Source organism: Acidobacteriota bacterium (assembly GCA_016196035.1).
Classification (GTDB): Bacteria; Acidobacteriota; Blastocatellia; order RBC074; family RBC074; genus JACPYM01.
The window spans coordinates 109,971-134,427 of sequence record JACPYM010000010.1 but is presented as its reverse complement, the minus strand read 5'-3'; the positions used below and the strand labels follow the sequence as shown (position 1 = coordinate 134,427).

17 protein-coding genes are annotated in these 24,457 nt (G+C 54.9%); 1 reads left to right on the top strand and 16 read right to left on the bottom strand.

Annotated features, from left to right (window positions below):
- Positions 1 to 150: 150 nt before the first annotated feature.
- The 3 genes from HY011_04270 to HY011_04260 all read right to left on the bottom strand — a co-directional run bounded on the left by HY011_04270 (position 151) and on the right by HY011_04260 (position 5,139).
- Complete coding sequence (locus tag HY011_04270; GenBank protein ID MBI3422130.1) at positions 151 to 1,392, bottom strand: class I SAM-dependent RNA methyltransferase; 1,242 nt, start codon at positions 1,390 to 1,392, stop codon at positions 151 to 153.
- Positions 1,393 to 1,548: 156 nt separating this feature from the next.
- Positions 1,549 to 2,301: a hypothetical protein gene (locus HY011_04265; GenBank protein ID MBI3422129.1), complete on the bottom strand. Its 753-nt coding sequence runs from the start codon at positions 2,299 to 2,301 to the stop codon at positions 1,549 to 1,551.
- A gap of 387 nt (positions 2,302 to 2,688) precedes the next feature.
- A complete protein-coding gene (locus HY011_04260; GenBank protein ID MBI3422128.1) occupies positions 2,689 to 5,139 on the bottom strand; it encodes a restriction endonuclease in 2,451 nt (816 codons plus the stop codon).
- Positions 5,140 to 5,616: 477 nt separating this feature from the next.
- Between HY011_04260 and HY011_04255 the strand changes: the two genes are divergently transcribed.
- Positions 5,617 to 6,882 carry a transposase gene (locus tag HY011_04255; protein ID MBI3422127.1) on the top strand — a complete coding sequence of 422 codons (1,266 nt, stop codon included), beginning with the start codon at positions 5,617 to 5,619 and terminating at the stop codon, positions 6,880 to 6,882.
- Between the two features lie 59 nt (positions 6,883 to 6,941).
- On the opposite strand, the gene HY011_04250 is transcribed toward HY011_04255, so the two are convergent.
- The 13 genes from HY011_04250 to HY011_04190 form a co-directional block, all read right to left on the bottom strand.
- Entirely contained in the window at positions 6,942 to 7,745 is an 804-nt protein-coding gene (locus HY011_04250; protein MBI3422126.1) for a biotin--[acetyl-CoA-carboxylase] ligase, read from the bottom strand.
- Between the two features lie 33 nt (positions 7,746 to 7,778).
- Positions 7,779 to 8,645 (bottom strand): carboxylating nicotinate-nucleotide diphosphorylase, encoded by an 867-nt coding sequence (nadC, locus tag HY011_04245; GenBank protein ID MBI3422125.1) that lies wholly within the window; start codon positions 8,643 to 8,645, stop codon positions 7,779 to 7,781.
- 15 nt (positions 8,646 to 8,660) lie between these two features.
- Positions 8,661 to 11,432, bottom strand: a complete 2,772-nt coding sequence (locus tag HY011_04240) for a valine--tRNA ligase (protein MBI3422124.1) — start codon at positions 11,430 to 11,432, stop codon at positions 8,661 to 8,663.
- Between the two features lie 440 nt (positions 11,433 to 11,872).
- Positions 11,873 to 12,946: a response regulator gene (locus HY011_04235; protein ID MBI3422123.1), complete on the bottom strand. Its 1,074-nt coding sequence runs from the start codon at positions 12,944 to 12,946 to the stop codon at positions 11,873 to 11,875.
- Positions 12,947 to 13,255: 309 nt separating this feature from the next.
- The gene (gene bamD, locus HY011_04230; GenBank protein MBI3422122.1) at positions 13,256 to 14,437 is read right to left on the bottom strand and encodes an outer membrane protein assembly factor BamD; all 1,182 of its coding nucleotides are present in this window, start codon (positions 14,435 to 14,437) and stop codon (positions 13,256 to 13,258) included.
- Between the two features lie 68 nt (positions 14,438 to 14,505).
- Positions 14,506 to 15,204: a ribulose-phosphate 3-epimerase gene (locus HY011_04225; GenBank protein MBI3422121.1), complete on the bottom strand. Its 699-nt coding sequence runs from the start codon at positions 15,202 to 15,204 to the stop codon at positions 14,506 to 14,508.
- 104 nt (positions 15,205 to 15,308) lie between these two features.
- Entirely contained in the window at positions 15,309 to 15,677 is a 369-nt protein-coding gene (locus HY011_04220; GenBank protein MBI3422120.1) for a PASTA domain-containing protein, read from the bottom strand.
- A gap of 48 nt (positions 15,678 to 15,725) precedes the next feature.
- Positions 15,726 to 16,190 carry a transcription elongation factor GreA gene (locus HY011_04215; protein MBI3422119.1) on the bottom strand — a complete coding sequence of 155 codons (465 nt, stop codon included), beginning with the start codon at positions 16,188 to 16,190 and terminating at the stop codon, positions 15,726 to 15,728.
- Between the two features lie 150 nt (positions 16,191 to 16,340).
- Complete coding sequence (mdh, locus tag HY011_04210; GenBank protein MBI3422118.1) at positions 16,341 to 17,270, bottom strand: malate dehydrogenase; 930 nt, start codon at positions 17,268 to 17,270, stop codon at positions 16,341 to 16,343.
- Positions 17,271 to 17,362: 92 nt separating this feature from the next.
- Entirely contained in the window at positions 17,363 to 18,604 is a 1,242-nt protein-coding gene (gene icd, locus HY011_04205; protein ID MBI3422117.1) for an isocitrate dehydrogenase (NADP(+)), read from the bottom strand.
- A gap of 351 nt (positions 18,605 to 18,955) precedes the next feature.
- Entirely contained in the window at positions 18,956 to 20,476 is a 1,521-nt protein-coding gene (locus HY011_04200; protein ID MBI3422116.1) for a C1 family peptidase, read from the bottom strand.
- A 236-nt stretch (positions 20,477 to 20,712) separates the two neighbouring features.
- Entirely contained in the window at positions 20,713 to 21,108 is a 396-nt protein-coding gene (locus HY011_04195; GenBank protein ID MBI3422115.1) for a hypothetical protein, read from the bottom strand.
- A 180-nt stretch (positions 21,109 to 21,288) separates the two neighbouring features.
- Complete coding sequence (locus tag HY011_04190) at positions 21,289 to 24,438, bottom strand: serine/threonine-protein kinase (protein MBI3422114.1); 3,150 nt, start codon at positions 24,436 to 24,438, stop codon at positions 21,289 to 21,291.
- Positions 24,439 to 24,457: the final 19 nt, after the last annotated feature.

The window sequence follows — 24,457 nt, the reverse complement described above, 5'->3', positions numbered from 1 at the left end:
GCTGTTGAAGTAAAGAAGGCGTCCGTCCTTTACCGGGCGCATCATTGTGCAGGGCCGAACGCTTGTCAAGGAATTGACCACCGCGCGAAAGAACAAGCAGAGAATTTCTTTTCCGCGCGCCAGGCTCAACGCTGCTGTCATGTGGCGCGCCTATCCTTCGGCCAACACCAACTCCGCCACCGTCTCCACATGAAACGTCTGCGGGAACATATCCAGCACCGTCACCGCGTTTAACTGGTAACCATAGGCCGCCAGCAGCTTCACATCGCGCGCCAGCGTGGCTGGGTCGCAGGAAACGTAAACCAGTTGCGGCGGGGCCAGGGCGGCCAGGCGTTCGATGACGACGGCTCCGGCTCCGGCGCGGGGCGGATCAAGCAGGACGAGGTCGGGGCAAGGCTGTTCGGCGGCTTTGTATTTCAACCAGGCTTCGACCGAGACCACGTCGTAACGCACGTTCGCCAAACCGTTGCCGCGCGCGTTTTCGGCGCCGTGATTGGCGGCGAGGCGATTGCCTTCGACAGCGATGACCTGGGTGAAGCGTTGGGCCAGCGGCAGGCTGAAAAGTCCCACACCCGCGTAAAGGTCAACGGCGAGTGCGCCGCCGCGCGCGTTGACGACGGTGCGCACGAGTTCTTCGACCAGCAGCCGGTTGCTTTGAAAGAAGGAGCGCACGCCGAAGCTGTAATCAAAGCCGACGATGTGTTGATGCGCGGTGCCGAGGGCGTCCACTTCGTGCGCTTTGTCACCCGCGCCGGTGGCGGGGGTGACGATGACGCCGTCATCGCCGGCGGTCAGATAAACGCGCGTCGCGCCGTGCGGGATGAGCGTGGGTTCGGCGTGCAAGCGGTGCAATTCACGATTGGCGGCGGGCAAGAGGATGGAACAATCGCTGACCGGGCAAACGTCGTGCGTGCCCGCGCGGAAATAACCGATGCGCAGTTGATCGTCGGCGTCACGTTGAAGTTTGATTTCGGCGCGCGCGCGGTAGCCGAATTCCGCTGCCGCGCGCGTGGCAATCTCGCCCGTCCATTCGATACCGCCCAGGCGGCGCAGCGATTCGCGGACGAACTCGGCTTTGGCTTCGAGTTGTGTGGCGTATTCCAGATGTTGCAACTGGCAACCGCCGCAGACGCCGAAGTGCGGACAAGGCGGCGGGCGGCGCGTGGGCGCGGGTGTGAGCAACTCTTCGATAACGGCGCGGGCGAAGTTGCGGCCCGTTTCGACGATGCGGATGCGCGCGCGGTCGCCGGGCGCGGCAAAGGGCACAAAGACCGCTTGGTGGCCGATGCGCGCGAGGCCATCGCCGCCATACACCAGTTTCTCGATGGTGACTTCGTGCGTCGTGCCGCTGAGCACGCCTGCTGCGATTGATTCGTCAGTGGAAGTTGCCATAGGCGATTACGGACTTGCCGGCCACGGCAAAATCAAACCGGGCTTGTGGGAAAAGAGGGCCTCCGCAAAAGAGCATGGAGTTCAGGCTTCAGCCTGTGTGCGTTATTTCCAAGACAGGCTGAAGCCTGAACTCCATGCTCTTTTGCGGAGGCCCTATCAAAGATAAAACAGACTTAGGCGCGGCACCTGATAAAGCTCGCGCAAGCGGCGCGCGCCGTAATTGGCGCGCGTTTGCTCATAAATCTCCTTCCCCATCTTTTCGCGGTACGTGCGCAGTTGGCGTTTGGCATCGGCTTCGATTTCGGCCAGCGCGTCGGCGCTGATGCTCTGTTTGAGTCCGGTGAGAATCAATTCTTCCACACTGGTCAGATCGCGTTCCAGCCCTTCTGTGTCCGGGTGCGCGGCCATTTTTACGTCGTCGAGCAGTTGTTGCAAACGGGCCGCCGTGCGCGCGAAGGTTTCGGCCAACGGCCAGTCGTGGGCGTTGCGGGCGCGCAAATTTTCCAGCAGTTCGTAATGCTCGCTCAGGAATTCAACCAGGCGCGCTTTGGCAAAGGGCGAGTCAGCGGCGGACTTTTTGCCGTTGCCATTGCCGTGATGGCCGTTGGTTGCGCCGTTTTCACTTGTGACGGTTGTATTGCTGCCGACGCGCGTTTCGCAATAGTCCAGGTACTGCGCTTCGATTTCCTGCTGGCAAAAGAGCAGCGAATTGACCTTGCGCCCACGCTGGGCGCGTTTGTCATAGCCATCAAACGAGGTGTTGATACCGCGCAAGACGATGTGCAGCGGGACGCCGCGCTGTTTCCAGCTTTCGATCAGCGCCCAATCGAGCGGTGAGACCAACATGTGGCTGCCGCGCCGTTTGACGAATTCGTTTTCGACTTCGGTAAAGTAATTAAAGTAGTTCATGCCGCAAGTATGCGAGGCCCCGCAACCGCGCGGGCCGCGCCCGGGTTAAGTAAAGCCGTTCAATCAAAAAGTTATTTCGCCAATCTCAGCGGCTGATGTGTGCGCCCGGCCAACCGTCCAACGTCTTTTGGCGGTCTTTTTCGGGGTTTGTGTTTCAACGTCAGCTTGGCTTTTGGAGCCACTGTGGAGATGCCAACACAAGGCATCTTAGCGTGCGCAATGAGGAGTGTTCAACTTGCGGTAAGCGATTGAAGCCGGCGCCCGGAATTATTTTTTCGCGCTTAAGCAAACGCTTTATCGCCCTGTATTCATGGGCCTTTGCGGCTTTGCACCAAAAGTCTGAGTTGAACCAAAAGTTGGCGCGCTGAACCAAAAGTAACTTGAGCGTTAATCGAAAAGCAGCGGTGATCTAGGTTGTAAGAGTTTGGTTTTCGGAACTTTCTTCTTTTCTTGTTCCTTCTGGGCTTTTTCTTTTGAGAGCGGCAACGTAGTAGATTCAAACCGGAATTTCGAGGCCGCAACGTAGTTGGGATCAAGTTCAATTCCAATCCACTGCCGTTTCAGACTCTCAGCAGTGGCACCTGTAACATTTGATCCTGCGAATATGTCGAGAACCAGATCGTCAGGAGAAGTCAGGAACTTGATGAAAAACTCAGGTAATGCGTGAGGGAATCGAGCAGGGTGTGGCTTTATACTTTCTTCTTTACAGCGCCGTAGGTAGTGACTATTGCTTTCCGTGTTAGAAAATTGGAACAGGTTCGGGGGAATTGCCCCACCATTATCACGCTGAAATTTGTCACTTATATCGTGGCCTGATGGACGCAACCCAGGTTTGTAGCCTTTTTCCAGCAGCGTCTTCATGCTCTCACTGTAAGGCACAAGCACACGGCGATTATCGGCATCTACAAACGGGTCAAGTGTTAGCCACCATACGCTATTCATTGCATCCTTGACACGCATTCGGCGAACAGTTACCCATTCAGCAGGGCTTGGCAACCGGGCGGGGTTATAGTGGTAGAAATCTTGAGCTAGATAGAATCCGCTCTCGCAAAGCTTCACAAGTAACTTAAATTGATAAATTGATTTTGCTGGCAAACCTTTAATCCAGGAGCCACCTATATCAACAACGAGACTGCCACCCGGCTCTAAGATTTGCTTAAAGTGCGGAATGAACTGCTCAAACCATTGCACGTAAGAATCGGAATCCTCGTTGCTGTATTCCTTTTTCTTTACTAATGCGAAAGGCGGCGATGTCATTATCAATTTTGCTCGAAATCCCTGCGCTATTAACGCCGGTAAAACCTCAAGCGCGTCTCCGCAGTACATTCTGCCTTTTTCTGTTGAGTAAGCAGGCTCAAACAGAACTTGCTGATTGGATAATATAGTGGCCTCATTTTCGCCACTACCTGAACCGCTAGACCTATCAGGCTTGCTTTCCTGTGAAGGCGGCGCTCCTTTAAGCTCCAGCGGCATGGGCTTGAGATTTAACGCCTCTTGCGCCTGTTGTCGCAGTATCTCAATTAGTGCAGAGTTGTCTTTCAGGATTCTATTTAAGGCAGTTCCGTCAATGTAGATTATATTCAGATTGCTTTTGCTGACGATCTTCCGCCGATAAGTTAATGCCCCGCTGGTAACTGAACCGGTGCTTACTATCAAGATCACGTTAGCCAACGTGACTTCCTGCATGCCTTTCTCTTTAGCGACAACTTCAGTGGTTATATTGCCAACCTTGCACTGCACTTGCCAGCGTGAATAGATCAATCGCGTTGAATGCATCATGGCATCTACTTCGCCGCCGCCAGCTACGTCAGAATCGGTTTCCCGCAAACCCATGAAATTCAAATCAAGCATCTGGCACAATCGAATTGCCAAATACTCAAGCGCCTTACCACTCTTATGCTGGTCTATCCCTTGTTTGATGTCGGCCACAATGTCGTCAAGCGACTTGCTGCGAATTTCACGGATGGCTGTGAATCCAGCGGAGCGATACAAAATATCAAGAATTGGCTCGGCGAATTCTGTTTCAAATTTCCCCGTTGGCTTAACGTCCGTTGCTTTACCGCCGCGCCCTTCTGGCGTTTTCGTGTCCTGTTTTACTTTCTTGCGAATTTCAATCAAACCGGCTTCTTGAAGTGGCACCAGTACCGTTTTGATTGCATCCTTCCAGCTATAGCGGGTTTGACCGGCGTATAATTCCTCAGCGTGTTTTAGTATCGTGTTATAAGGTGTCCAGTTCTGAACATTTAGGGCGAGCATGGCTCTCAGGAAAAGGAATTGATTAGCATTCAGATTTTTTGTTGCTTCAAGCGTAGCGGCTGAAGTTCCGATGAGCGATTGATATTCACCGGGATTCACACGGTATCCATCTAGCACCTTTGCTTGTCGAAGCCAGCCCAGTAAGCCTGACAGATCACTAGAATTGCTGCTCACCTCAAATCCGCGTTGGCGTAACTCGTTGGGCAGTGATTTTAGTTCAATCTTTAAGGCAGCCCGCTCCATCTCTTTCAGGGTTTCAACAATAACAACCCCATCCAGGTTAAGCAGGATGTGCTTAGCCAGTGTTTTATGTACCTCATCTGGGTTGCTCTGAAAAGAAAGAAGCTGCTCTCCGAAATCCGTTGCTGCGTTGTTTTGATCAATGATGCCGTAGGTGCGCAGGGCAATCAGGGTATTGCCTGCAAGCTTCTGAGGGGTGTTCTTGTCGCTAAAAAACGCAGATGCAATAGCCTTCCGCAAATCACCCGAATTATTCTTCTTGGTATGCTGGCGAAGAATGGGCAGTAATTTTTTCAACGGTGTTTGTTCAGGTGTGAATTGCTGAGTGTAGGGCACTTTCATAACATATTCTCCACATCATGGTTCCGCGCCAAATGCTTTAGAAAAGCTATTGGTTGCGAGGCTGACTGGAGCTCCTTAATTGCTACTTGTCGTAGTCTCTCGCGTACCCAGGTGGAAAGGGAGACGCCAGCTAGATTTGCAGCGTCCCTAAATGCCTCTTTCTCGTCAGATAGTAGCTTTACCAATAGGTCTTCATTGCGTAGCTCGCCAGCATTCTTTGGCGGTCGTCCTCGTTTTACCTGCTTTTCACTCATAGGATTATCATACCAATAATAAATATAGAAAACAACCTATAAATGGTTGACTTTATATTTATTATCTATATTATAAATATACTTTAAGGCTGACTGAGCCTTAAAGTAGTAAAGCCTCTGACGGCGCTAACCACCAGAGGCTTTTTGAAAACCAACACGATTGCTCGCATCGGCCTGAACAACCTGATTGTGAGCCAATCCAAAATGAAAGGCAAGGCTCAGTATGTCAGAACAATCCGAACGAAAAGAGCGCGGGTTAGTCATCGCTGCCAAATGCAAAATCACTCAACAAGGCAACACTTGGAAAGTGCCCTCACAGAGCGGTTACGCCGCTTACTACTTTGTCAATCCTGATCCAAAATCGCCGCGCTGCACCTGTCCAGACTTTGAAAAACGCGAGGCGAAATGCAAGCACATTTACGCCGTTGAAATCGTGGTTGAGCGTGAAACCAGCACAACCACTACGACAGATGCACAGGGGAACGAAACGACAACCACGACCGAAACCGTGACAGTCACAAAGAAAGTCACTTACGGGCAAGACTGGACGGCTTACAACCAAGCCCAGCAGAACGAGAAACGCCTGTTTCAATCCTTAATGCACGACCTTTGCGGTTTAGTGGTTGAGCCTGAACAAGAAATGGGCAGACCTCGCTTGGCGTATCGGGACATGCTTTTTGCCGCTGCCTTCAAGGTCTATTGCGGGATGTCCGCACGCCGCTTTGCTACTGACTTGTCGGAAGCTCAAGCAAAAGGCTACGTCTCGAAAGCAGCGCATTTCAACTCAGTCAATCGCTACTTGGATTTGGATAACGAAGCCCTCACGCCATTACTGCAAAGCCTCATCGCGCAAAGCAGCTTGCCATTAAAGGCGCTGGAAACTGACTTTGCTGTGGATTCATCGGGCTTTTCAACCTGCAACTACGTGCGCTGGTTTGATGAGAAATACGGCAAAGAGCGCACGCAAAATCAGTGGGTGAAGGCGCATCTGATGTGCGGCGTCAAAACGCACATCGTTACATCGGTTGAAATCACGGGCAAAGATTCCAACGATTCGCCGCAATTGCCGGGCTTGGTTGAAAAGACTGCCAAGAGCTTTGACGTAAAAGAAGTGTCAGCCGATAAAGGCTATTCCAGCTTGGAAAATCACGACGCCATAGCGAAGGTAGGGGCAACGCCTTATATCGCGTTTAAGGCGAATGCCACAGGCGAAAAGGGCGGGTTGTTTCAGAAGATGTACCACTACTACCAGTACAAGCGTGATGAGTTTTTGGCATACTACCACAGGCGCAGCAACGTTGAATCCACGTTCAACATGATCAAGGCGAAGTTCTCAACCCGCCTGCGCAGTAAAGACGACACGGCACAAATCAACGAAGCCTTATGCAAGGTTCTCTGCCATAATATCTGTGTGCTGATTCAGTCTATGTTTGAATTTGGCATCGTCCCGCAATTCTGCGGTGAGGTGCTGATTGCTGATCCAAGCTGAGATTTAGCAACATCCGACTTTTGGTTCAGAAATCGTACCTGAACCAAAAGTCGGATGTTTTAGGGACTTTTGGTGCAAAGCCGGCTTTTGCGCAATTTGGCGACTTCGCCCACTAATAACGTGCGCGTCGTTCCATCCGCCAGTTGCAAGCGCAACGCGCCGTCTTTGGTCAGCCCCGCCGTCGTGCCAAACACCTGTTCATCATCGAGCGTAACGGCGACCGTTTGGCCCTGCGCATAACTTGAAAGTTGCTGCCAGCGTTCAAGGACGGAACGCCCCGCATCGTGTTGCCAGCGGGTGTACCAATGCGCCAGCCGCGCCAGCAAGCGCTCACGAAACTCGGCGGCGTCAACCGCGTGGCCGAGTTGCAACGCCAGCGAAGTCGCCGTCGCGCCGATTTCCGGCGGGAACTGTTGGTGATTCAAATTGACGCCGATGCCGGCGATGACGCGCAAGGCCTGTGCGCCACTGCTCGCGCCTTCGACCAAGATGCCGCAGACCTTGCGTTCGCCGATCAAGACATCGTTCGGCCATTTGATGTCCAACCCGGCGACATTGTATTGCGCCAGCGTTTCGGCCACTGCCACCGCCGCCAGCAAACTCAGCAACGCAATGTTTGCCGGCGCCGACGGACGCAACAATACAGATAGATACAAACCTTCGCCCGGCGTCGAAACCCAGGCGCGCGCGCGGCGACCGCGTCCGGCGGTTTGTTCATCGGCAATCACGCAGGTGAATTCAGGCGCGCCGACCAGTTGTTTGAGATAGTCGTTGGTTGAGCCGAGCGTGGCGAAGGTAAGAATTCGGAATTCGGAATGCGGAATCCGGAATGGCTGGTCTTCAGCTTTTCGTTTCTCTTCCATCACTCAACTTCCGAATTCCGAATTCCGAATTCGTTATGCCACTTTGATTTTGAAGCTGATGTCCACGGCGGGCGCGGAATGCGTGAGCGCGCCAATCGAAATCAAATTCACGCCCGCTTCGGCGTAAGCGCGCACATTCGCCAGCGTGATGCCGCCCGACGCTTCAGTCAGCGTGCGGCGCTCGGTTGGTTCATGCTGCTGAATGATGGCGACGGCTTCGCGCACCTGCGCGGGCGTCATGTTGTCGAGCATGATGATGTCGGCTTTGGCCTGCAACGCCTCGCGCAATTGGTCTTGTGTGGCGACCTCGACTTCGATCTTGTGCAGGTGCCCGGCGGCTTCACGGGCGCGCCGGACGGCCTCGGTTACGCTGCCGGCCAGCGCGATGTGGTTGTCTTTGATGAGCACGCCGTCATCCAGTCCGAGCCGGTGATTGTGGCCGCCGCCGCAGGTCACGGCGTATTTTTCGAGCATGCGCAACCCGGGCGTCGTCTTGCGCGTGTCTACGATCTTGGCTTGCGTACCCGCGATGGCGTTGACGTATTGGCGCGTGACGGTGGCGATGCCGGAAAGCCGTTGCAGAAAGTTGAGCGCCGTGCGTTCGGCGGCCAGCAACATTTGCGCCTCGCCCGTCACGCGGGCAAAGGCGCGGCCCGCCTTGACCTCTTCGCTGTCGCTGGCGGTGGATTCGATCTGAAAGTGCGGGTTGAAGCTGGTAAAGACGGCGGCGGCGACTTCCAGTCCAGCCAACACCATGTCCTGTTTTGCCAGAAAATTGCCGCGCGCCATGATGCCGGGGCGCACGGTCGCGCGCGTGGTCAGGTCGCCGCGGCCTAGGTCTTCGGCCAGCGCGGCGTTGACGGCGCTGAAAATGAATTCAGGGTCGAGGGAAGTAATCATCAGGTTTTACCCGCCTTACAACGCAGCAATCATTGCCTGCAACTTGGCGATCTGCTCTTGCAACTCAGCGGCGCGGGCACGCGAAGTTTCAACCACATCAGCGGCAGCGCGGCTGATGAAATCAGCATTGCCCAAGCGTTTTTCCAGTCCAGCCAATTCGTTCGCCAGCTTCCCTGCTTCTTTATCGAGGCGCGCTTTCTCTTTGTCGAAATCAATCAAGCCGGCGAGCGGGACCGAAACTTCTGCACCCGCAATGACGGCGCGTGCGCAGCCTTTTTCGGCGACAAGTTGTTCGACCAGTTGCAATTCCTCGATGCGTGCGAGGCGCTGGATGTGGGGCGTCATTTTTTCAATGACCGCTTGAACGGCAGCGTCGGCAGGCGCGATTTGGGCTTTCAGCAGTACCGAAGGCACAATTTGAAACGTAGCGCGGATGCTGCGCAGTTTGGTGACGAGTTCGATCACCAGTTCCATCTCACGCTCGGCGCGCCCGTCTAATTGCGCGGCGTTGTGTTGCGGGAAGTCGGCCAGGCAAATGGTTTCGCCTTTCTGGTTATTGATGCCCGGCAGTCGTTGCCAAAGCTCTTCGGTGATGAAGGGCATGAGTGGATGCAACAGGCGTAAGCTGCGTTCGAGAATGTAGATGATGCGGCGTTTGGCTGCGGTGCTTTGCGGCGTGCGCTCTTTGGCCGTGACGAGCGGTTTGGACAGTTCCAGGTACCAGTCGCAGAAATTGTCCCAGAAGAAGTGATAAAGCAGCGCCGCCGCTTCGTGGAAGCGAAATTCGGCCAGCGCGTCGTGTACGTCGAGCGCAACATGGTTAAAGCGACTCAAAATCCAGAGGTCGGCCAATTCGGGCGGCGCGAGTTCAGCTTCCCATTCGACCGGTTCGCCGCTCTCAAAGATTTCGTCGCAATTCATCAGCACGAACCGCGTGGCGTTCCAAATCTTGTTGGCGAAGTTGCGCGCCGATTCGAGCTTCGATTCCTGCAAGGTCAGCGTCAGTCCAGCGGTCGAAGCAGCGGTCAGCGCAAAGCGCGCGGCGTCGGTGCCGTATTTGTCGAACACGTCGAGCGGATCAACCACGTTGCCCTTGGTCTTCGACATCTTCTGGCCGTGCGGATCGAGCACGAGGGCGTTGATGTAAACCGTGCGGAACGGCACTTCGCCCATGAATTTCAGGCCCATCATCATCATCCGCGCCACCCAGAAAAAGATGATATCGTTGGCCGTGACCAGCACCGAGGTCGGGTAATACTGCCGCAGGTCTTCATCACTTTCCGGCCAGCCCAGTGTCGAGAACGGCCAGAGTTGCGACGAGAACCAGGTGTCCAGCACGTCTTCGTCTTCCGTTAACGCGATGGTGGGATCGAGACCGCGCGCCTGCAACCGTTCGCGCGCTTCGGCCTCGTCACGCGCGACGATGATCTGGCCGTCGGGCGTGTACCAAGCCGGAATGCGATGGCCCCACCAAAGTTGGCGCGAGATGCACCAGTCTTGAATGTTCTCCAGCCAGTTGAAATAAATTTTGCTGACGCTTTCGGGGATGATGCGCGTGCGGCCCTCGCGGACGGCGGCGATGGCGGGTTCGGCGAGTTCCTTCATGCGCATGAACCATTGCGTCGAGAGCAGCGGTTCGACGACGGTGCCGCTGCGTTGGCAATGACCGACGTTGTGTGAATAGTCTTCGGTCTTGAGCAACAGGCCGAGTTCTTCCAGATCGGCGATGACCTGTTTGCGGGCGGCTTCGCGCGTCAGGCCGCGATACTTTGCGGGCGCGGCGTCGGTGATCTTGGCATCCTTGCCGATGACCTGGATGAATTCGAGTTTATGGCGTTTGCCCATCGCAAAATCGTTCGGATCGTGCGCGGGCGTGACTTTGACGAAGCCGGTGCCGAACTCCTTTTCGACAATCTCGTCTTGGATAAACGGAATCTCGCGTCCGACCAGCGGCAGCCTCGTCTGTTTGCCAATGACCGCTTGATAACGCTCATCGTGCGGATTGAAAGCAATCGCGGTATCGCCCAGCATCGTTTCGGGCCGCGTCGTCGCCACGACGATGAAATCGCCTGCGGGTGTCGAGAGCAAACCGGATTTCTGTTCGCCTTCATTTACCGTTGCGTAAGCTTCAGCCAAACCTTCGACGCGTTCGGTCACGGCGTTGCCGATGGGATAGGCGATGTGCCAGAGGTGGCCTTTGACCGCTTTCATCTCGACTTCCAGATCGGAAATCGCTGTCTGCAAACCGGGCGACCAGTTGACCATGTATTCGCCGCGATAGATCAACCCTTCGTCAGAGAGGCGCACAAAGACTTCCTTGACCGCGTTCGATAGGCCGTCATCCATCGTGAAGCGTTCGCGCATCCAATCCACCGAATCGCCGACGATGCGCATCTGCTTTTGAATGGTGCCGCCCGAATGCGCCTTCCATTGCCAGACGCGTTCGACGAATTTTTCGCGACCCAGCGCGCGGCGCGAAGTGCCTTCTTTTTCCAACTGGCGTTCGACCACCATTTGCGTGGCGATGCCCGCGTGGTCGGTGCCGGGCAGCCACAAGACACGGTCGCCCGACATACGCCGCCAACGCGCCAGCACGTCTTGCAGCGTGTGATTGAGGGCATGGCCCATGTGCAGATAACCCGTCACGTTGGGCGGCGGAATGACCATCGTAAACACGGGCGCTTTGGGGTCGAGGTTGGTTTCGGGCGTGAAGTAGCGATTCTGTTCCCATTCGGGATACCAGCGGCCTTCGCAGTCTTTGGGTTCGTAGGTTTTCGGAATTTCCATAATCGTCTGGGAGGTTTCGAGCGATGCGAATAAGGGCGTAAGTATCGCTAATCGGGCGTGAACTGACAACCGAGGACTTCGCTGAGGTATGCGTCAACTTTTTGCGCACGCGCAGCAACAAACCGCTGGGCGCGGGTAGCGCAACCCTGCGCAAAGCTTTGACGGACACCCCTTCGCTGAAGAATGGCCGATCAGAAAGAAAGCCGCCCCTGGTAGTGACGAATTTATTTCAGGACTTACGCAAAGATTTGCCACAGAGGCACAGAGGAAAACAGAGAACTCCACCAACACTGTAAAAAAGCTCTGTGTCTCTGTGCCTCTGTGGCAATCTCGCTCGCGTTTTGCGTAAGTCCTATATTTGTCCAGGCGCCACGCCGAACGACTAAAGCCGTGACTGCCAGGGGCGGTTTCTTCCAACGAAAACCCCCTGCGAATTACCGTTAAATATCCAGCACCGCGTCTGTCACTTCCGTCCGTGGCACAACGGGCGCTGGCACAGACGGCTGATTCAGACACGCCAGCACTTCATTGGCGAGGCGCGGTGCGATGTCCTGGGCCAGCCGCGTGGTCAGATGCTCGAACATCTGGGTGGCGAATTGCGAAAACTGCGCCGAGAGTTGCAGCGAGACTTGCGCGGTGACGCGCGCGGCGATGTCGTCAATGACGCTTTGCGGAATGCTGGTCGTCGTCACGGCTTCGACCGAAGTCAGTTTGACGGCCTGGGTGATCGTGCCAATGGGTGTGACCACCGGCGTCACAAATCTAGGCGAGGCGACGATGAGCGGCGCGGGCGGCAACACATCATCCAGCTCCAGCACATCATCCAGTTCGAGCGGGTTAGCGTAAGAGGCATTGTCTATGGCCGCCGCCACAGGCGCGGCGCCGACGGAGGCGAAAAATGCCGGTGAACCGGTTTCGGTTTTCGGCAACTCGTTGACCGGCTCGCTGACCGTTGCGGTAACCGTGACGACCGGCGGCGCAACGGTTGCCGGTGCGCTTGGCGTGGTGGTCGGCGCGGGCGGCAAATCGCCGGTGTCCGGCGCGTCGGCCAGCAGTTCGGCTTCTGTATGCGTGCCGTTGGTTGCGGCAGTGGCCGGGGCTTGCGTGGTCGGCCAGGCAAGCGGTGGCAGAGCCGCTGGCGCAGGCGGTTCGATCAGATTCTTGACCGTGGCAATCAGGGTGCGAATGGATTGGAAAGGCTTGGTCAAATGATGATCGGCGCCGACACGGGCGGCGCGCTCTTCGTCAAACGGCTCGAAGGCGGGCACGAGCAAAATGACCGGCGTATTTTTAAGTTCGGGATGATGCTTAACGAACTCACAGATTTCATAGCCGTTCTTGCCGGGCAGCGAGACATCGGCCATCACCAAGGCCGGATGCATGTAATGCAAGCGGCTGATCGCTTCGTCACCGCTGTTGACCGGGACGACATCCACGCCTTCGTCGCTAAACGTCAAGGTGACGATCTTCTGCACGGTCACGCTGTCATCGGCCAGCAAAATTTTATATCCCACGTTAGCCTCCGTCGTTCATATCAAGCCCAAACTTTCGCTTCACGCAGGCGGGAAATCAGCGATGCGCCCGCTCTGCCTGCAATGCCCAAGCCATCCGCAGACGAATCGTCTGCGGTATATTTTTCCAGTGGAACTGTGTCGTTTGTGCGGAAAGAGTCGCCCGTATTTCTGAATCTTGCACCTGTCTGCTCTGCCTGGAACCCATGATGACGGCAAACCGGCTGGCGCTTTTTACCACAAACAGCAAAAGACACAAAGCCTGCGCCTTGTGTCTTTGCTGACGGGTTCGAAATGACTTGGGCAAAGGGCTTATTTGAAAATCCCCAAGACGCCTTTCTTCTTTTTCTTTTTGTCGTCTTTGGCCTTGTTGTCCTTGTCGTTGACCTTCTTTTCCGGCGTCACCGTTTTCTCGGTTGCGGCAGCGGCTTTCCCGTTGGTCTTCGCCGTCTCTGCAACGCTGGCCGCTTCAGTCCCAGGCGCAGCGGGTGTATTCGAGGGGCCTTTGGTCGAAGCGCGCACGGAACCGACGCCACCGACGGCTTCAATCGGTTTTTGCAGCTTCTCGGCTTCGTCGGCTTTGGTGTCCCCTTCTTTGCTGACCAGCACGCCGTCTTTGGAAATATCCAAATCGTTCATGCCCAGGATCAGTTTCATCCGGCCCACGCGCCCCGGACGTTCCGGCGTGACGGCGTCCGGATCAGCTTCAGGAATGGGCTTGCCGAGTTTTTCCAGGTATTTCCTGGCGTCTGCGGCATGCTCGCTCTTCGGGAATTTTTTGAGCAAATCGGTGAAATACTGCGACGCCTCTTCGGGCTGCTCCTGTTCGATCAAGGCCACGCCGAGTTTGTAAAGCGCTTCATCCCGGTAGGTGAAATTGGGATAGTTGTTGACGATTTCGCGGAAGCGGCCCTCGGCGGCTTTATACGCTTTGCGATTCTCCATGTAAAAGTTGCCGATTTCGCGCTCGTGCAAACCGAGCAACTGCCGCACCTCATCCAGATTTTGTTGAATCTGCGTCAATAGCGGCGAATTCCGGCAACTGATTTCGGTGGCTTTCAATTGCAGCTCGGCTTTCTTGGCCGGTGTCCAGTCGCGGTTGAACGCGTTCATCTGGCGCATGTGCGAATGGGCGATCTTGAGTTTGACCGCGCAGGTCAGCGGATGCGTCGGGAAGTATTGGGCGAAATCCTTGTACCCGCCGATGGCCTGCTCCAGATTGCTGGAACCGCCTTCCAGGTAAAACGAATCGGCGATGGAAAGTTTGGAGAGCGGCAAGTATTCGCTGTCGGGGTACGTCGTGATCACGACGTTATAGAGCAAGCGCGCTTCGTCAAACCGGCCTTTTTTGAGCTTCGTCTCAGCCGTTTCGTATAGCTCTTTATCGCGGCCCGGTTTGTATTCGTTCTCGTTCTTGACCTTGCCTTTGCCGCCGCAAGCGGCCAGCGCAAACGTCAGCGCCAGAATTGTGAGGACAAGTCGTTTGGATGTCATAAACGCAAACTCCTATGAAAAGCGATTTGTCGTCTGCCGGTTTCAAGTCAGTGGTTTCAAGCCAGCACTCAAGCGAATTGGCGAGGCGGCATTGTCGCCGCTTCCGCAGCCGCGCGCAACTGACGCACGGCCGCCGCCGGATCAGGCTGGCCGAAAATCGCGGAGCCGGCCACCAGTATTTCAGCCCCCGCCGCCACCACTTCAGCGGCATTCTGAACTGTCACGCCGCCGTCAATTTCAAGACGCACGGGCAAGCGGCGTGCCTGCAGCAGCGTGCGCAAGCGGCGCAACTTATTCAATGCCGCCGGAATGAATTTTTGCCCGCCAAAGCCCGGATTGACCGACATCACCAGCACATAATCCAGTTCGCCCAGCACCTCTTCGATGGCGCTGAGCGGCGTGGCCGGATTGAGCACAACGCCCGCCTGACAACCCGCCTGCCGGATGTAATTGAGCGTGCGGTGCAAATGATAGGTCGCTTCGGGATGCACCGAAATCATATGCGCGCCCGCCTTAGCAAAGGCCCCGATGTATTTGTCGGGGTCTTCGATCATCAAGTGGGTGTCAATCGGCAACCGTGTCGCCCGGCGCACCCATTCGACGATGACGGGGCCGAGCGTCAGATTCGGGACGAAATGCCCGTCCATCACGTCCACGTGAACAATGTCCGCGCCAGCCTGCTCCACCGTGGCGAGTTGCTCGCCCAAGCGGGTAAAGTCCGCCGAAAGGATAGAGGGCGCGAGTTCGATCAAGTGGGAAGTTGCCATGCAAAACGTCTGTGATGTAGTTGGAATTCGTGGACGGCAAGCAGTGAACGCCTCAAAACCGGATTCTTGCAGTCCGCCTTGCCCGGAATTAATCCAGCCCTCAGCTAACGGCTGGCGCTTTTGCTGGCGGTCTTCTTCTCCGGTTTGGTCTCACCGGGCGGTGCGCCCAAGCTCAGACTGACGCGCACCAACTGCCCCGTTTTCACCACTGATCCCGCTGTCGGCGATTGATCGCAAACGGCATCCAGCGGAATCTGGTCGTTGTGCGCACGGCCTTTGCGTTGCAAGCGCAAGCCCGCGTCTTCCAATTCTTCCGCCGCCGCCGCTTCCGTTTTGCCGATCACGTTCGGCACATAAACCGTGCGGCCACGCCAGGCCAAAAACATAATCGTCCCCGCGCTCAGCATAAAAACCCCAAGCAACAGGGCGACCGTCAGTAACCGTTGGAAAAGATGTTGTTTTTGAAAGGACAAAGAAACGGCCTCCGTTTCAATCTCAAGCCAGCTTTCAAACCAGCAGGGCTAATCTTCATCGTGAATGGTGCGCAGTGTGACAATCTCGAAAGTGCGCACGCCGTTGGGCGTTTGGACTTTGACCTCGTCGCCCTCTTCTTTGTTAAGCAGACTTTTGCCAATCGGCGAAGCAGTCGAGATCAGCCCTTTTTCGTAATCGGCTTCTTCCGGTGTCACCAGGCGGTAGGTGGCCTCTTCGCCGCGATTCAAATCTTTGAGCACCAGGGTCGAACCATACGAAGCGCGGTCATGGGGCAAGCGGCTGAGGTCAATGCTCGAGAGCTTCGCCATTTGCTGTTGCAAATTGCGGATGCGCGCGCGCACGTAATCCTGCCGCTCGCGAGCATATTTGTATTCGGAATTTTCCGACAGGTCGCCCAGCGCTGCTGCTGTGCGCAAGGCGCGTGGCAATTCGACCGTGAATTCGTATTCGAGCGTTTTCAGTTCGGCCAGAATTTTCTCTTTACCGCTCAGTTCTTTGACTTCTTCACTCACTTGGTACTTCCTCCCCTGGGCTTTGGCACAGCCCAACAATAAAACGCGACTGCCGCAAACTCGTTGCCTCAAGGGCGTTCGAGGTTGCGGCAGCCACGCTTAAGTCAGCTCACGCAAAATTCAAACTGCTTACAGATTCAACTTATCCACCAGTTCCTGCACGGACGCGGCTGATTTTTGCAAAGCCGCGCGCTCGTCGGTGGTCAGGTTGATCTGAATGATTTCTTCGATCCCATTAGAACCGATTTTGACCGGTACGCCAACAAACAACCCGTTGATGCCGTACTCGCCTTCGAGCAACACGGCGCAAGGCAGAATCTTTTTCTTATCTTTGAGAATCGCCTCAACCATCTCGACCGCCGCTGAAGAGGGCGCGTAATAGGCCGAGCCGGTCTTGAGCAAGCTGACGATCTCAGCGCCGCCGTTGGCCGTGCGCGTCACGATCTGCTCAACCACTTCTTTCGGCAGCAGCTCCGTGATCGGAATGCCCGCGCAGGTCGAATAGCGCGGCAGTGGCACCATCGTGTCGCCGTGCCCGCCCAGCACAAAGGCCGTCACGTTCTCGACCGACACATTCAACGCCTCAGCCAGGAAACAGCGCATGCGCGCCGAATCGAGCACGCCCGCCATGCCCAGCACGCGGTTTTTGGGGAAGCCCGATTTTTTCCACGCCACCTGCGTCATTGCATCCAGCGGATTTGAGACGACGATGATGATGCAATTCGGCGAATGCTTGACAATCTCTTCCGTCACGCTGGCGACGATGCCCGCGTTGGTGTTGAGCAAATCGTCGCGGCTCATGCCCGGCTTGCGCGCAATGCCCGACGTGATCACGACCACGTCCGAATTGGCCGTCTCTTTGAAGCCATTCGTGCCGACCAGACGGCTGTCATAACCTTCGACCGGCCCGGCCTGCGCCAAGTCCAACGCCTTGCCTTGCGGCATGCCTTCGATGATGTCCACCAATACAACATCGCCCAGTTCTTTGGAAACCAGCCAATGCGCCGTCGTCGCGCCCACATTGCCTGCGCCCACCACGGTGATTTTCTTTCTCGCCATAAAACCTCCAGAGGAGAGGCTAGGGGCTGGGGACTTGGGGCTAGTTGAAATATCACCCTAGCCCCTAGCCTCTCTAGCCCCTAGTCCCTCATTCACATATTCTCAATAATCGCGTCGCCGAATTCACTCGTCTTGACCTTGGTCGCGCCTTCCATCTGGCGTTCTAGATCGTAGGTGACACGTTTCTGGTCAATCGTTTTGACAATACCGTCAATGATGAGTTTGGCCGCTTCGTCCCAACCCATGTGCTCGAACATCATCACGCCTGAGAGCATCACCGAACCCGGATTGATCACATCTTTATCGGCGTATTTCGGTGCGGTGCCGTGCGTCGCCTCAAACACTGCCGCGTTGTCGCCGATGTTCGCACCGGGCGCGAGCCCCAAGCCGCCGACCTGCGCCGCACAAGCATCCGATAGGTAATCGCCATTCAGATTGGGCGTGGCAATCACTTGATACTCGTCAGGACGCAGCAACACCTGCTGGAACATTGCATCGGCGATGCGGTCATTAATCAACACTTTGCCTTCAGGCAATTTGCCGTTGTGGTCTTTCCACAACTCGTCCTCGGTCACGATGTGCGCGCGGAACTCTTCTTTAGCGAGTTGATAGCCCCAGTCACGGAAGGCGCCTTCCGTGTACTTCATGATATTGCCCTTGTGCACGAGTGTGACGACGGTCTTGTTACGGGCGATGGCGTATTTGATCGCGCGGCGCACCAGGTTTTTCGTCGCCGTGATCGAAATCGGCTTGATGCCGATGCCCGAATCCTCATTGATTTGATAGCCGTAATCGCGCAGAAACTCAATCAGCTTCCTGGCCCGGTCAGAGCCTTCCTGGAACTCGATACCCGCATAAACATCTTCGGTGTTCTCGCGGAAGATCACCACGTCCAGTTTCTCAGGATGTTTGACCGGCGCACCCACGCCGTTGAAATAGCGCACCGGGCGCACACAGGCGTACAGATCAAGCACCTGACGCAACGACACATTCAACGAACGAATGCCGCCACCCACCGGCGTCGTCAACGGCCCCTTGATCGCTACCACGAAATGCTGAATGGCGTCCAGCGTGCCTTTAGGCAGCCATTCATTGAATTTGGTAAAGGCTTTTTCACCCGCAAAAACTTCGTACCAAGCCACACGGCGTTGCCCGCCATAAGCTTTCTCAACGGCGGCGTCAAACACACGCACCGAGGCGCGCCAGATGTCGCGTCCGATGCCATCGCCTTCGATAAAGGGGATGATAGGGTTATCGGGGACGACAAGCTGGCCGTTTTGCACGGTGATCCGCTTGCCGTCGGCGGGGGTTTCGATTCCATTAAAAACAGGCATGAAAACAACACTCCTTACAGAACGTTCAAAAACTTAGTGGCGATACAGGCAGGCAATGCTTAAGACAAGCGCAGGCCGCACACCGGTTCAGGCGCGTCCGCACCGCTTTCCTCTCTGACAAATTGCTGCTCGGAAAAAACGTACCGGCGATCAACCGTGACGAAAAGACAGGCAGTCTAGCAACCGGTTTGACGGACTGTCAAGAAGTAGCGAGGCTGTCCCGTATAAGCCTTTTGGCCGTTCTCACCGTGACGGGACAATCATTGGTATGAGCAATCTGCGGGCTATAGGAGGCATTCGTAGAGGAACAAAGTAGAGGAACAAAGTAGAGGCATCTTCAAGTAGTACACGTTACTTCCTAGGCTTTAAGAACTGTGACAAAAGGCTAGTAACAATTTGTTTCATTACATCAATGATTGACTTGATGACTTTCAGGATCACATTGCTGGCAGCTTGAGTGGATTTGGGTGTCACACGGTCAACAACATTTGCTGATTGCTTCACCAATCTGGTGGCTGCCGCAATTGAATCAGCGGCTAAACTGCGCATCGCCTCTTCCTGGGCTGCGGTCAGCAAAGGAGCGACTATCCACGAAGCAACACTGCCGATATTGCAGCTCCCATACCTGATGTATGCATATCCACAAGTCGGGGAAAAACCGTCTTCGCCGACGCGCGGGTCGTCGCACGAATATCCCCAATCGGTGCCGTAGGAGTTCTGCACAATCCAGGCGTTTTTCGTATCATCCCAACCAATCAATAACAAAACGTGATCAGGCAGATCCAGTTCGACTACCTCATCCTTCTCCGGGAAAACGAGAGAAGGCGCTGTAGTTTTTTCCAGAGGCAGCTTTTTATATTTCGAAAACTCACTGTTACTATCCAAAGCCATCCCAACCACGAGCGGCCCGTATTCCAGCAAAGCGACTTTGATTTCTTCTACAGGCGGAGGAACAGTCGAGCCTGAGGGAAAGTGGTTTTTCGGGTCTATGGTTAGATTTTTTGTGACGTAATCCCAAGCTACTGCCTTGATGAAGGCGGAACCTTCCTTCATCTCAATTTCGGGGATTTGCTCGAACTGCAGCGTGATCTCACCGGCTTCGGAATAAAGCATCAAGGCTTCGAGCGGAGCACCCTGATCATAAAAATACTTAAAGGCATTCTCGTGATACTCTGCCGCTTCCTCGGAAGACTTGACGGCTGCTTTGACAAACTTAACGACACGTCTTACGTCTAGTTGAATTTTCTCGTGTTGGCCTGCTTGGCGGTGTTGAATCCAGCGTCTGAGGTCTGCCAGGGCAGGTTCAAATGTGAAAGTGCTTTGCCCCCCGGTAGACGAGATTTTGAAGCCCCCAGAAACTTTATCTTGCTCGGCAATTTTTTTGTTAATGCCGTTCGCCGTTAGCTCAGCTCTGGCGCGTTGAATCATCAGGCTGCTCTCAAACGCCGCTGTCGTGGCATGGGCCCAACACGTCATCGTGCGATCACCTTGATCACGCACAAGCGGCGTAACACCCAGGCTCCGCCAGTCAAACCTTTTGATCTGCTGAGCTAGCTCCAGCATCTCTTGCTCCTTTGCTGCTTCCGCTAACCGGAGAAAATCATGTTGAATTTGCGCCCTGACAAAATCAGGCGTCTTTTCATGAACTTTTTTCAGTTCTATTCCATCGGAGCCTACGTCGAGCTTGATACCCAATTTATCGTATTGCTCATCGTAGTATTCCTTGAGTCGTTTTATATTCTCTTTGCGACGAGCCTCTCTCGCCTCTCTCGCCTCGTCACGCGGTGGCGGTGGCTTGTCAGCCTCATCCTCTGATAAATCCCGTGACTTATTTGCTGTTGGTGATGACACGTTTTGTTCTTCGCCGTTCATAATGTCTCTCTGCCAGTATGTTCTTTTGCCATTTTCACAAGCGGGCAACTGACACGGTGCTCGTATTCAATGAAACTGACTTCGACTCGAAGCCAACCGTCAGTCTCAACGCATACACTTCACATGAAGCCGGCTGGCGCTCTGAAATTTTCCCCGCGAAGCCACACAAAGAGAGCACTGAGCCTTACTCACCGCCGTATGTCTGCTTTATGCGGCTTCACAAAGGGAAAAGCTTTCTACGTCCCCATTGGCGGGCAAGGCTCGTCAACGCCAATGCAGGCTTCCCCGCATTTCTTTTGCCCCTCACCGCAGCCCGGCCCTCTGATCTCTGCAAGGCCATTGGCAATTACTGACGTTACACAACTAACCGCCTGAACAACCGCGGTGACCTTTGTTTTTGCGGCCTCTCTTGGCAAGCCAGGTGCCGACTTGGCCAAGCCGCGCAATGTGACCGCAGCGTCCTTGCAGGTGATGTATAGAAAGATCCTGCCCGTATCATCCTTAAAGACCGGGCTATGGATGGAGTGCACGGGAAAAGCTGCCGCCAGTCCATCCATGACCGCTTTGACGATGTCGGCATCTGTCTTACCAGCGCAATCCGCTGTTGACTTAGGTGTGTCTTTTTCTTCCACTTGATGCTCCTTTTACTTGGTTTTCAAGAAACGCTTCCGGCTTGGCGGGTCGCCACCTTCACACCTCGCGCGAGAGTGAACCTGTTACCCTTTGCCGTGCCGAACGCACTTTTATTCGTCACAGGTGGTTAAAGCGTAAAAAAAGAAAAAAACGGACACGCCGGCAGCAAAAAATATATTTCAGAATCCATCCAGCAGGAAAAGCTGGCTATACCGCGCTTGTTTCCCAAAATAAATGCTTTGGCTATCCTGCGCCCAGGCCAGGTTGGAAAAATAAAGATGCGGGTCTGGATTAGTAGTAAGCCGTACCGACTTACCGCCCTGCACAGACACCAGCCAAAGGTTATCTTTATCGTCCTGACGGGCAACATAAGCCAGAGTGCGGCGATCAGGTGACAAATGAAGATTTAGGAAATAAGTAGAAAACAAGGTCGTGATAGAGTGAACGGCTTTCGAGACGACTGAAACATTGTGTAATGTCACCAGAGCGGGTCTCGTTAGACTGAGGATCTTTTCATGCGTGGAGAAAATCAAAAACTCTTCAGCTTGCGACCAGCCAATCAACTGCAATGAATAATCCGTTTGATAAACCGGCTTTGTTGTTTTCGTCTCCAACTCCGTGACCCATAAACCAGATGATATTTTGCCAGCCACCTTTTTATCTTGTGCCCAGGCCGACCAAGCGATACGCTTGCCGTCCGCTGACCATAACGGACAATCAATCACCCAATTCGAGTCATCTACTGTAGGAATTAGCGTATCATTCGAGCCATCCGCATTGATCAACCAAAGGTTACGCTGCCCATTCCTTCTGGCAAGATAGGCCAACTTGTTACTGTCAGGCGACCACGCATAGTAACTGGTTTGCAACAAATGGGCAGGCATAATGGTGTTCCCAATCGCCGCACAACCTGCCTGAGTGATTTGCCGCTCAGCACCCCCCTGCGCAGAAATTGCCCAGATGTTATATGCATTATTTAACCGGCGCATAAAGGCAAGTGACTTTCCATCCGGCGACCATTGCGGTAAGAAACCATTGTTGATGCGTATATTTGGAAGGGCCGAACCCAGCGACTGAGTGACGATGTTACTGCCATTAATAATTTTGCCCCCCTCGGTTACCCCCCTGACCGATTGATAAGCAATCACTCGACTATCAGGAGAAACCGTAGGCCAAAACTTGACATTGATGTCTGAGGCTACTACGAACTCTTGTGCTTTCGTTTTATTCACTCCCCACAAATCCGAGGTTTCTTTGGAAGTACCAAAGAGGATGCTCTTACGATCTGTAGAGACATCTAGGACCAAGCTGTCGGTCTCTCCCAGAGTAAGTTGCACAGGCTGATGACCCGCCAGATCCCCTACGAAAATTTGAAACACGCCGTTGATCTTGGCGCTAAAAAAAATCCGTTGGTTATCCGGATGCCATACTGTGTTTCTGATTTCGACCGGCAGACTGGCGACCCGTTTAGGTTGCTCGCCGTTGGTTGCGACAGCCATTACTGAATGTCCCTCTGCTAAGGATGCGACATAAGCAATCCGCTGCCCATCCGGTGAAGGGCTGAAATACGCCTTGTCTGTTGTGCCGGAGCCAAATTTAGTCAGATTTTCCGTGCGCCCGGAACTAATTTCAAAGGCAAAAAGATTTTGCTTCGACTCATAATAAATCAATCCATTTTTTGACCAATACTTTAACCGCGGAGCGTTTGCTCCATCGTCAAAACTCTTCTTGAGTAATGCGGGCATCCCGCCTGTCATCGAAATGCGCCAAAGGCCAGGAGTCCCTCCGCGCCAGGAAATGAAGGCAAGTTCTTTGCTGTCGGGCGACCAGATTGGCTCATCGTTATTGAATTCGTCGTCAGTACAAGGGCGCGCTTTCCCCGCGCCTGTGGACAGCTTGTACCAAACGTTCTTGCGCCCGCCTTCGGTCGAAGTAAACGCCACCCAGTTGCCATCAGGCGAAATTTTTCCTTCGCTATAAACTTCGCCCGGCGTACTCGCCCAGTTATGCACTTCCGTGATTTTGAGCGAACTAGGCAGAGGTGCTTCGAGCTGTCCGCTTCGGTTGTTTTTCCACCACCAAAGCGCACCGACCACGCACAACACCAACAGTGGTAACAACGCCATTTGCCAAAGCGCAAAGCGCGGCGCGCGCCAACGTATAACGGCGGATGAACTATTCGCGCGGGTTGAAAGAGGTGCCAGGTTCGCCTGTTCCCCGCTCCCCTTGAGTACTTGCAACTCGTCTTGCAAAACGCGCACGGTGGGATAACGATCCTCCGATTTTTTGGCGAGTGCCTGACACATAATGCGTTCCAGTTCAGCCGGAGCGTCAGGTGCAACTTCAGCCAATGGCGGTGGCTCATTGTGAATGATGGCGGCAATCACATCGGCGCTGGTTTCACCCGCAAAGAGCGGTTGCCCGGTCAGCAATTCATACAGCACAGCGCCCAAGCTGAAAATATCCGTGTGCGCATCCACGGTGTGACCGCGCGCCTGTTCGGGCGACATATAGCGCAAGGTGCCCAGAATCATACCAGGTTGCGTTTGCCCGGCAGGGACGGGTGCGCCTGTTTGTGCTTCGACCAGCGGGCCCGTGGCAGGGGCTGTCAATTTCGCCAAACCGAAATCAAGCACTTTGACCAAACCATCAGGCCGCACCATGACGTTTTCGGGTTTGATGTCGCGGTGCACGATGCCCGCGCGGTGTGCGGCATCGAGCGCAGTGGCGATTTGGACGGCAACTGCAAGCGCTTCACGCCACGGCAAGCGTCCGCCGGTATCGAGCCGCTGACGCAAGGTTATGCCTTCAATCAGTTCGGTGGCGATGAAATGCAGCTCGCCCGCCTCGGTCGTAAGCTGGCCGATCTCGTGAATGGTGATGATATTGGGGTGATTGAGCGAGGAGGCTGTCGTGGCTTCGCGGATAAAGCGTTGCAGGCGGCTAGCGTCGCACGTGTAACGCAAAGGCAGGGTCTTGAGCGCGACAAACCGGTTGAGCGGGGCGTCATACGCGCGCCAGACTTCGCCCATGCCACCCACGCCGAGCAGGTCGCGGATTTCGTAACGGCCAAGCTGACAACCGATGAGGGCAGTTTGCTGGTCGGTGGCTTGTGCATGGGCTTCGAGTTCGAGGGCGGGCTTCAGTAAATAATCGCCCGCCGCAGCATCCGCCGCGAGCAGCGAATTTACTTCGCGCAAGAGTTCTTCATCGTCCACGCAGTGAGCGCGCAAAAAGGCCGTGCGTTCTTGCGGCGCGCGGTCTTGGGCGGCGTTGAACAATGCTTTGATCTGTTGCCAGCGTTCGGGCGGCAAGCGTTCGAGCGTCATCGGACTTGCCTCGCATAGA

Bases quoted from the DNA above. Each gene is read 5' to 3' on its own strand.
- mdh (MBI3422118.1), bottom strand. From the start codon at position 17,270: ATGGCGAGAAAGAAAATCACCGTGGTGGGCGCAGGCAATGTGGGCGCG.
- bamD (MBI3422122.1), bottom strand. From the start codon at position 14,437: ATGACATCCAAACGACTTGTCCTCACAATTCTGGCGCTGACGTTTGCG.
- HY011_04240 (MBI3422124.1), bottom strand. From the start codon at position 11,432: ATGGAAATTCCGAAAACCTACGAACCCAAAGACTGCGAAGGCCGCTGG.
- HY011_04250 (MBI3422126.1), bottom strand. From the start codon at position 7,745: ATGGAAGAGAAACGAAAAGCTGAAGACCAGCCATTCCGGATTCCGCAT.
- nadC (MBI3422125.1), bottom strand. From the start codon at position 8,645: ATGATTACTTCCCTCGACCCTGAATTCATTTTCAGCGCCGTCAACGCC.
- HY011_04190 (MBI3422114.1), bottom strand. From the start codon at position 24,438: ATGACGCTCGAACGCTTGCCGCCCGAACGCTGGCAACAGATCAAAGCA.
- HY011_04200 (MBI3422116.1), bottom strand. From the start codon at position 20,476: ATGAACGGCGAAGAACAAAACGTGTCATCACCAACAGCAAATAAGTCA.
- HY011_04225 (MBI3422121.1), bottom strand. From the start codon at position 15,204: ATGGCAACTTCCCACTTGATCGAACTCGCGCCCTCTATCCTTTCGGCG.
- HY011_04265 (MBI3422129.1), bottom strand. From the start codon at position 2,301: ATGAACTACTTTAATTACTTTACCGAAGTCGAAAACGAATTCGTCAAA.
- icd (MBI3422117.1), bottom strand. From the start codon at position 18,604: ATGCCTGTTTTTAATGGAATCGAAACCCCCGCCGACGGCAAGCGGATC.
- HY011_04260 (MBI3422128.1), bottom strand. From the start codon at position 5,139: ATGAAAGTGCCCTACACTCAGCAATTCACACCTGAACAAACACCGTTG.
- HY011_04255 (MBI3422127.1), top strand. From the start codon at position 5,617: ATGTCAGAACAATCCGAACGAAAAGAGCGCGGGTTAGTCATCGCTGCC.
- HY011_04270 (MBI3422130.1), bottom strand. From the start codon at position 1,392: ATGGCAACTTCCACTGACGAATCAATCGCAGCAGGCGTGCTCAGCGGC.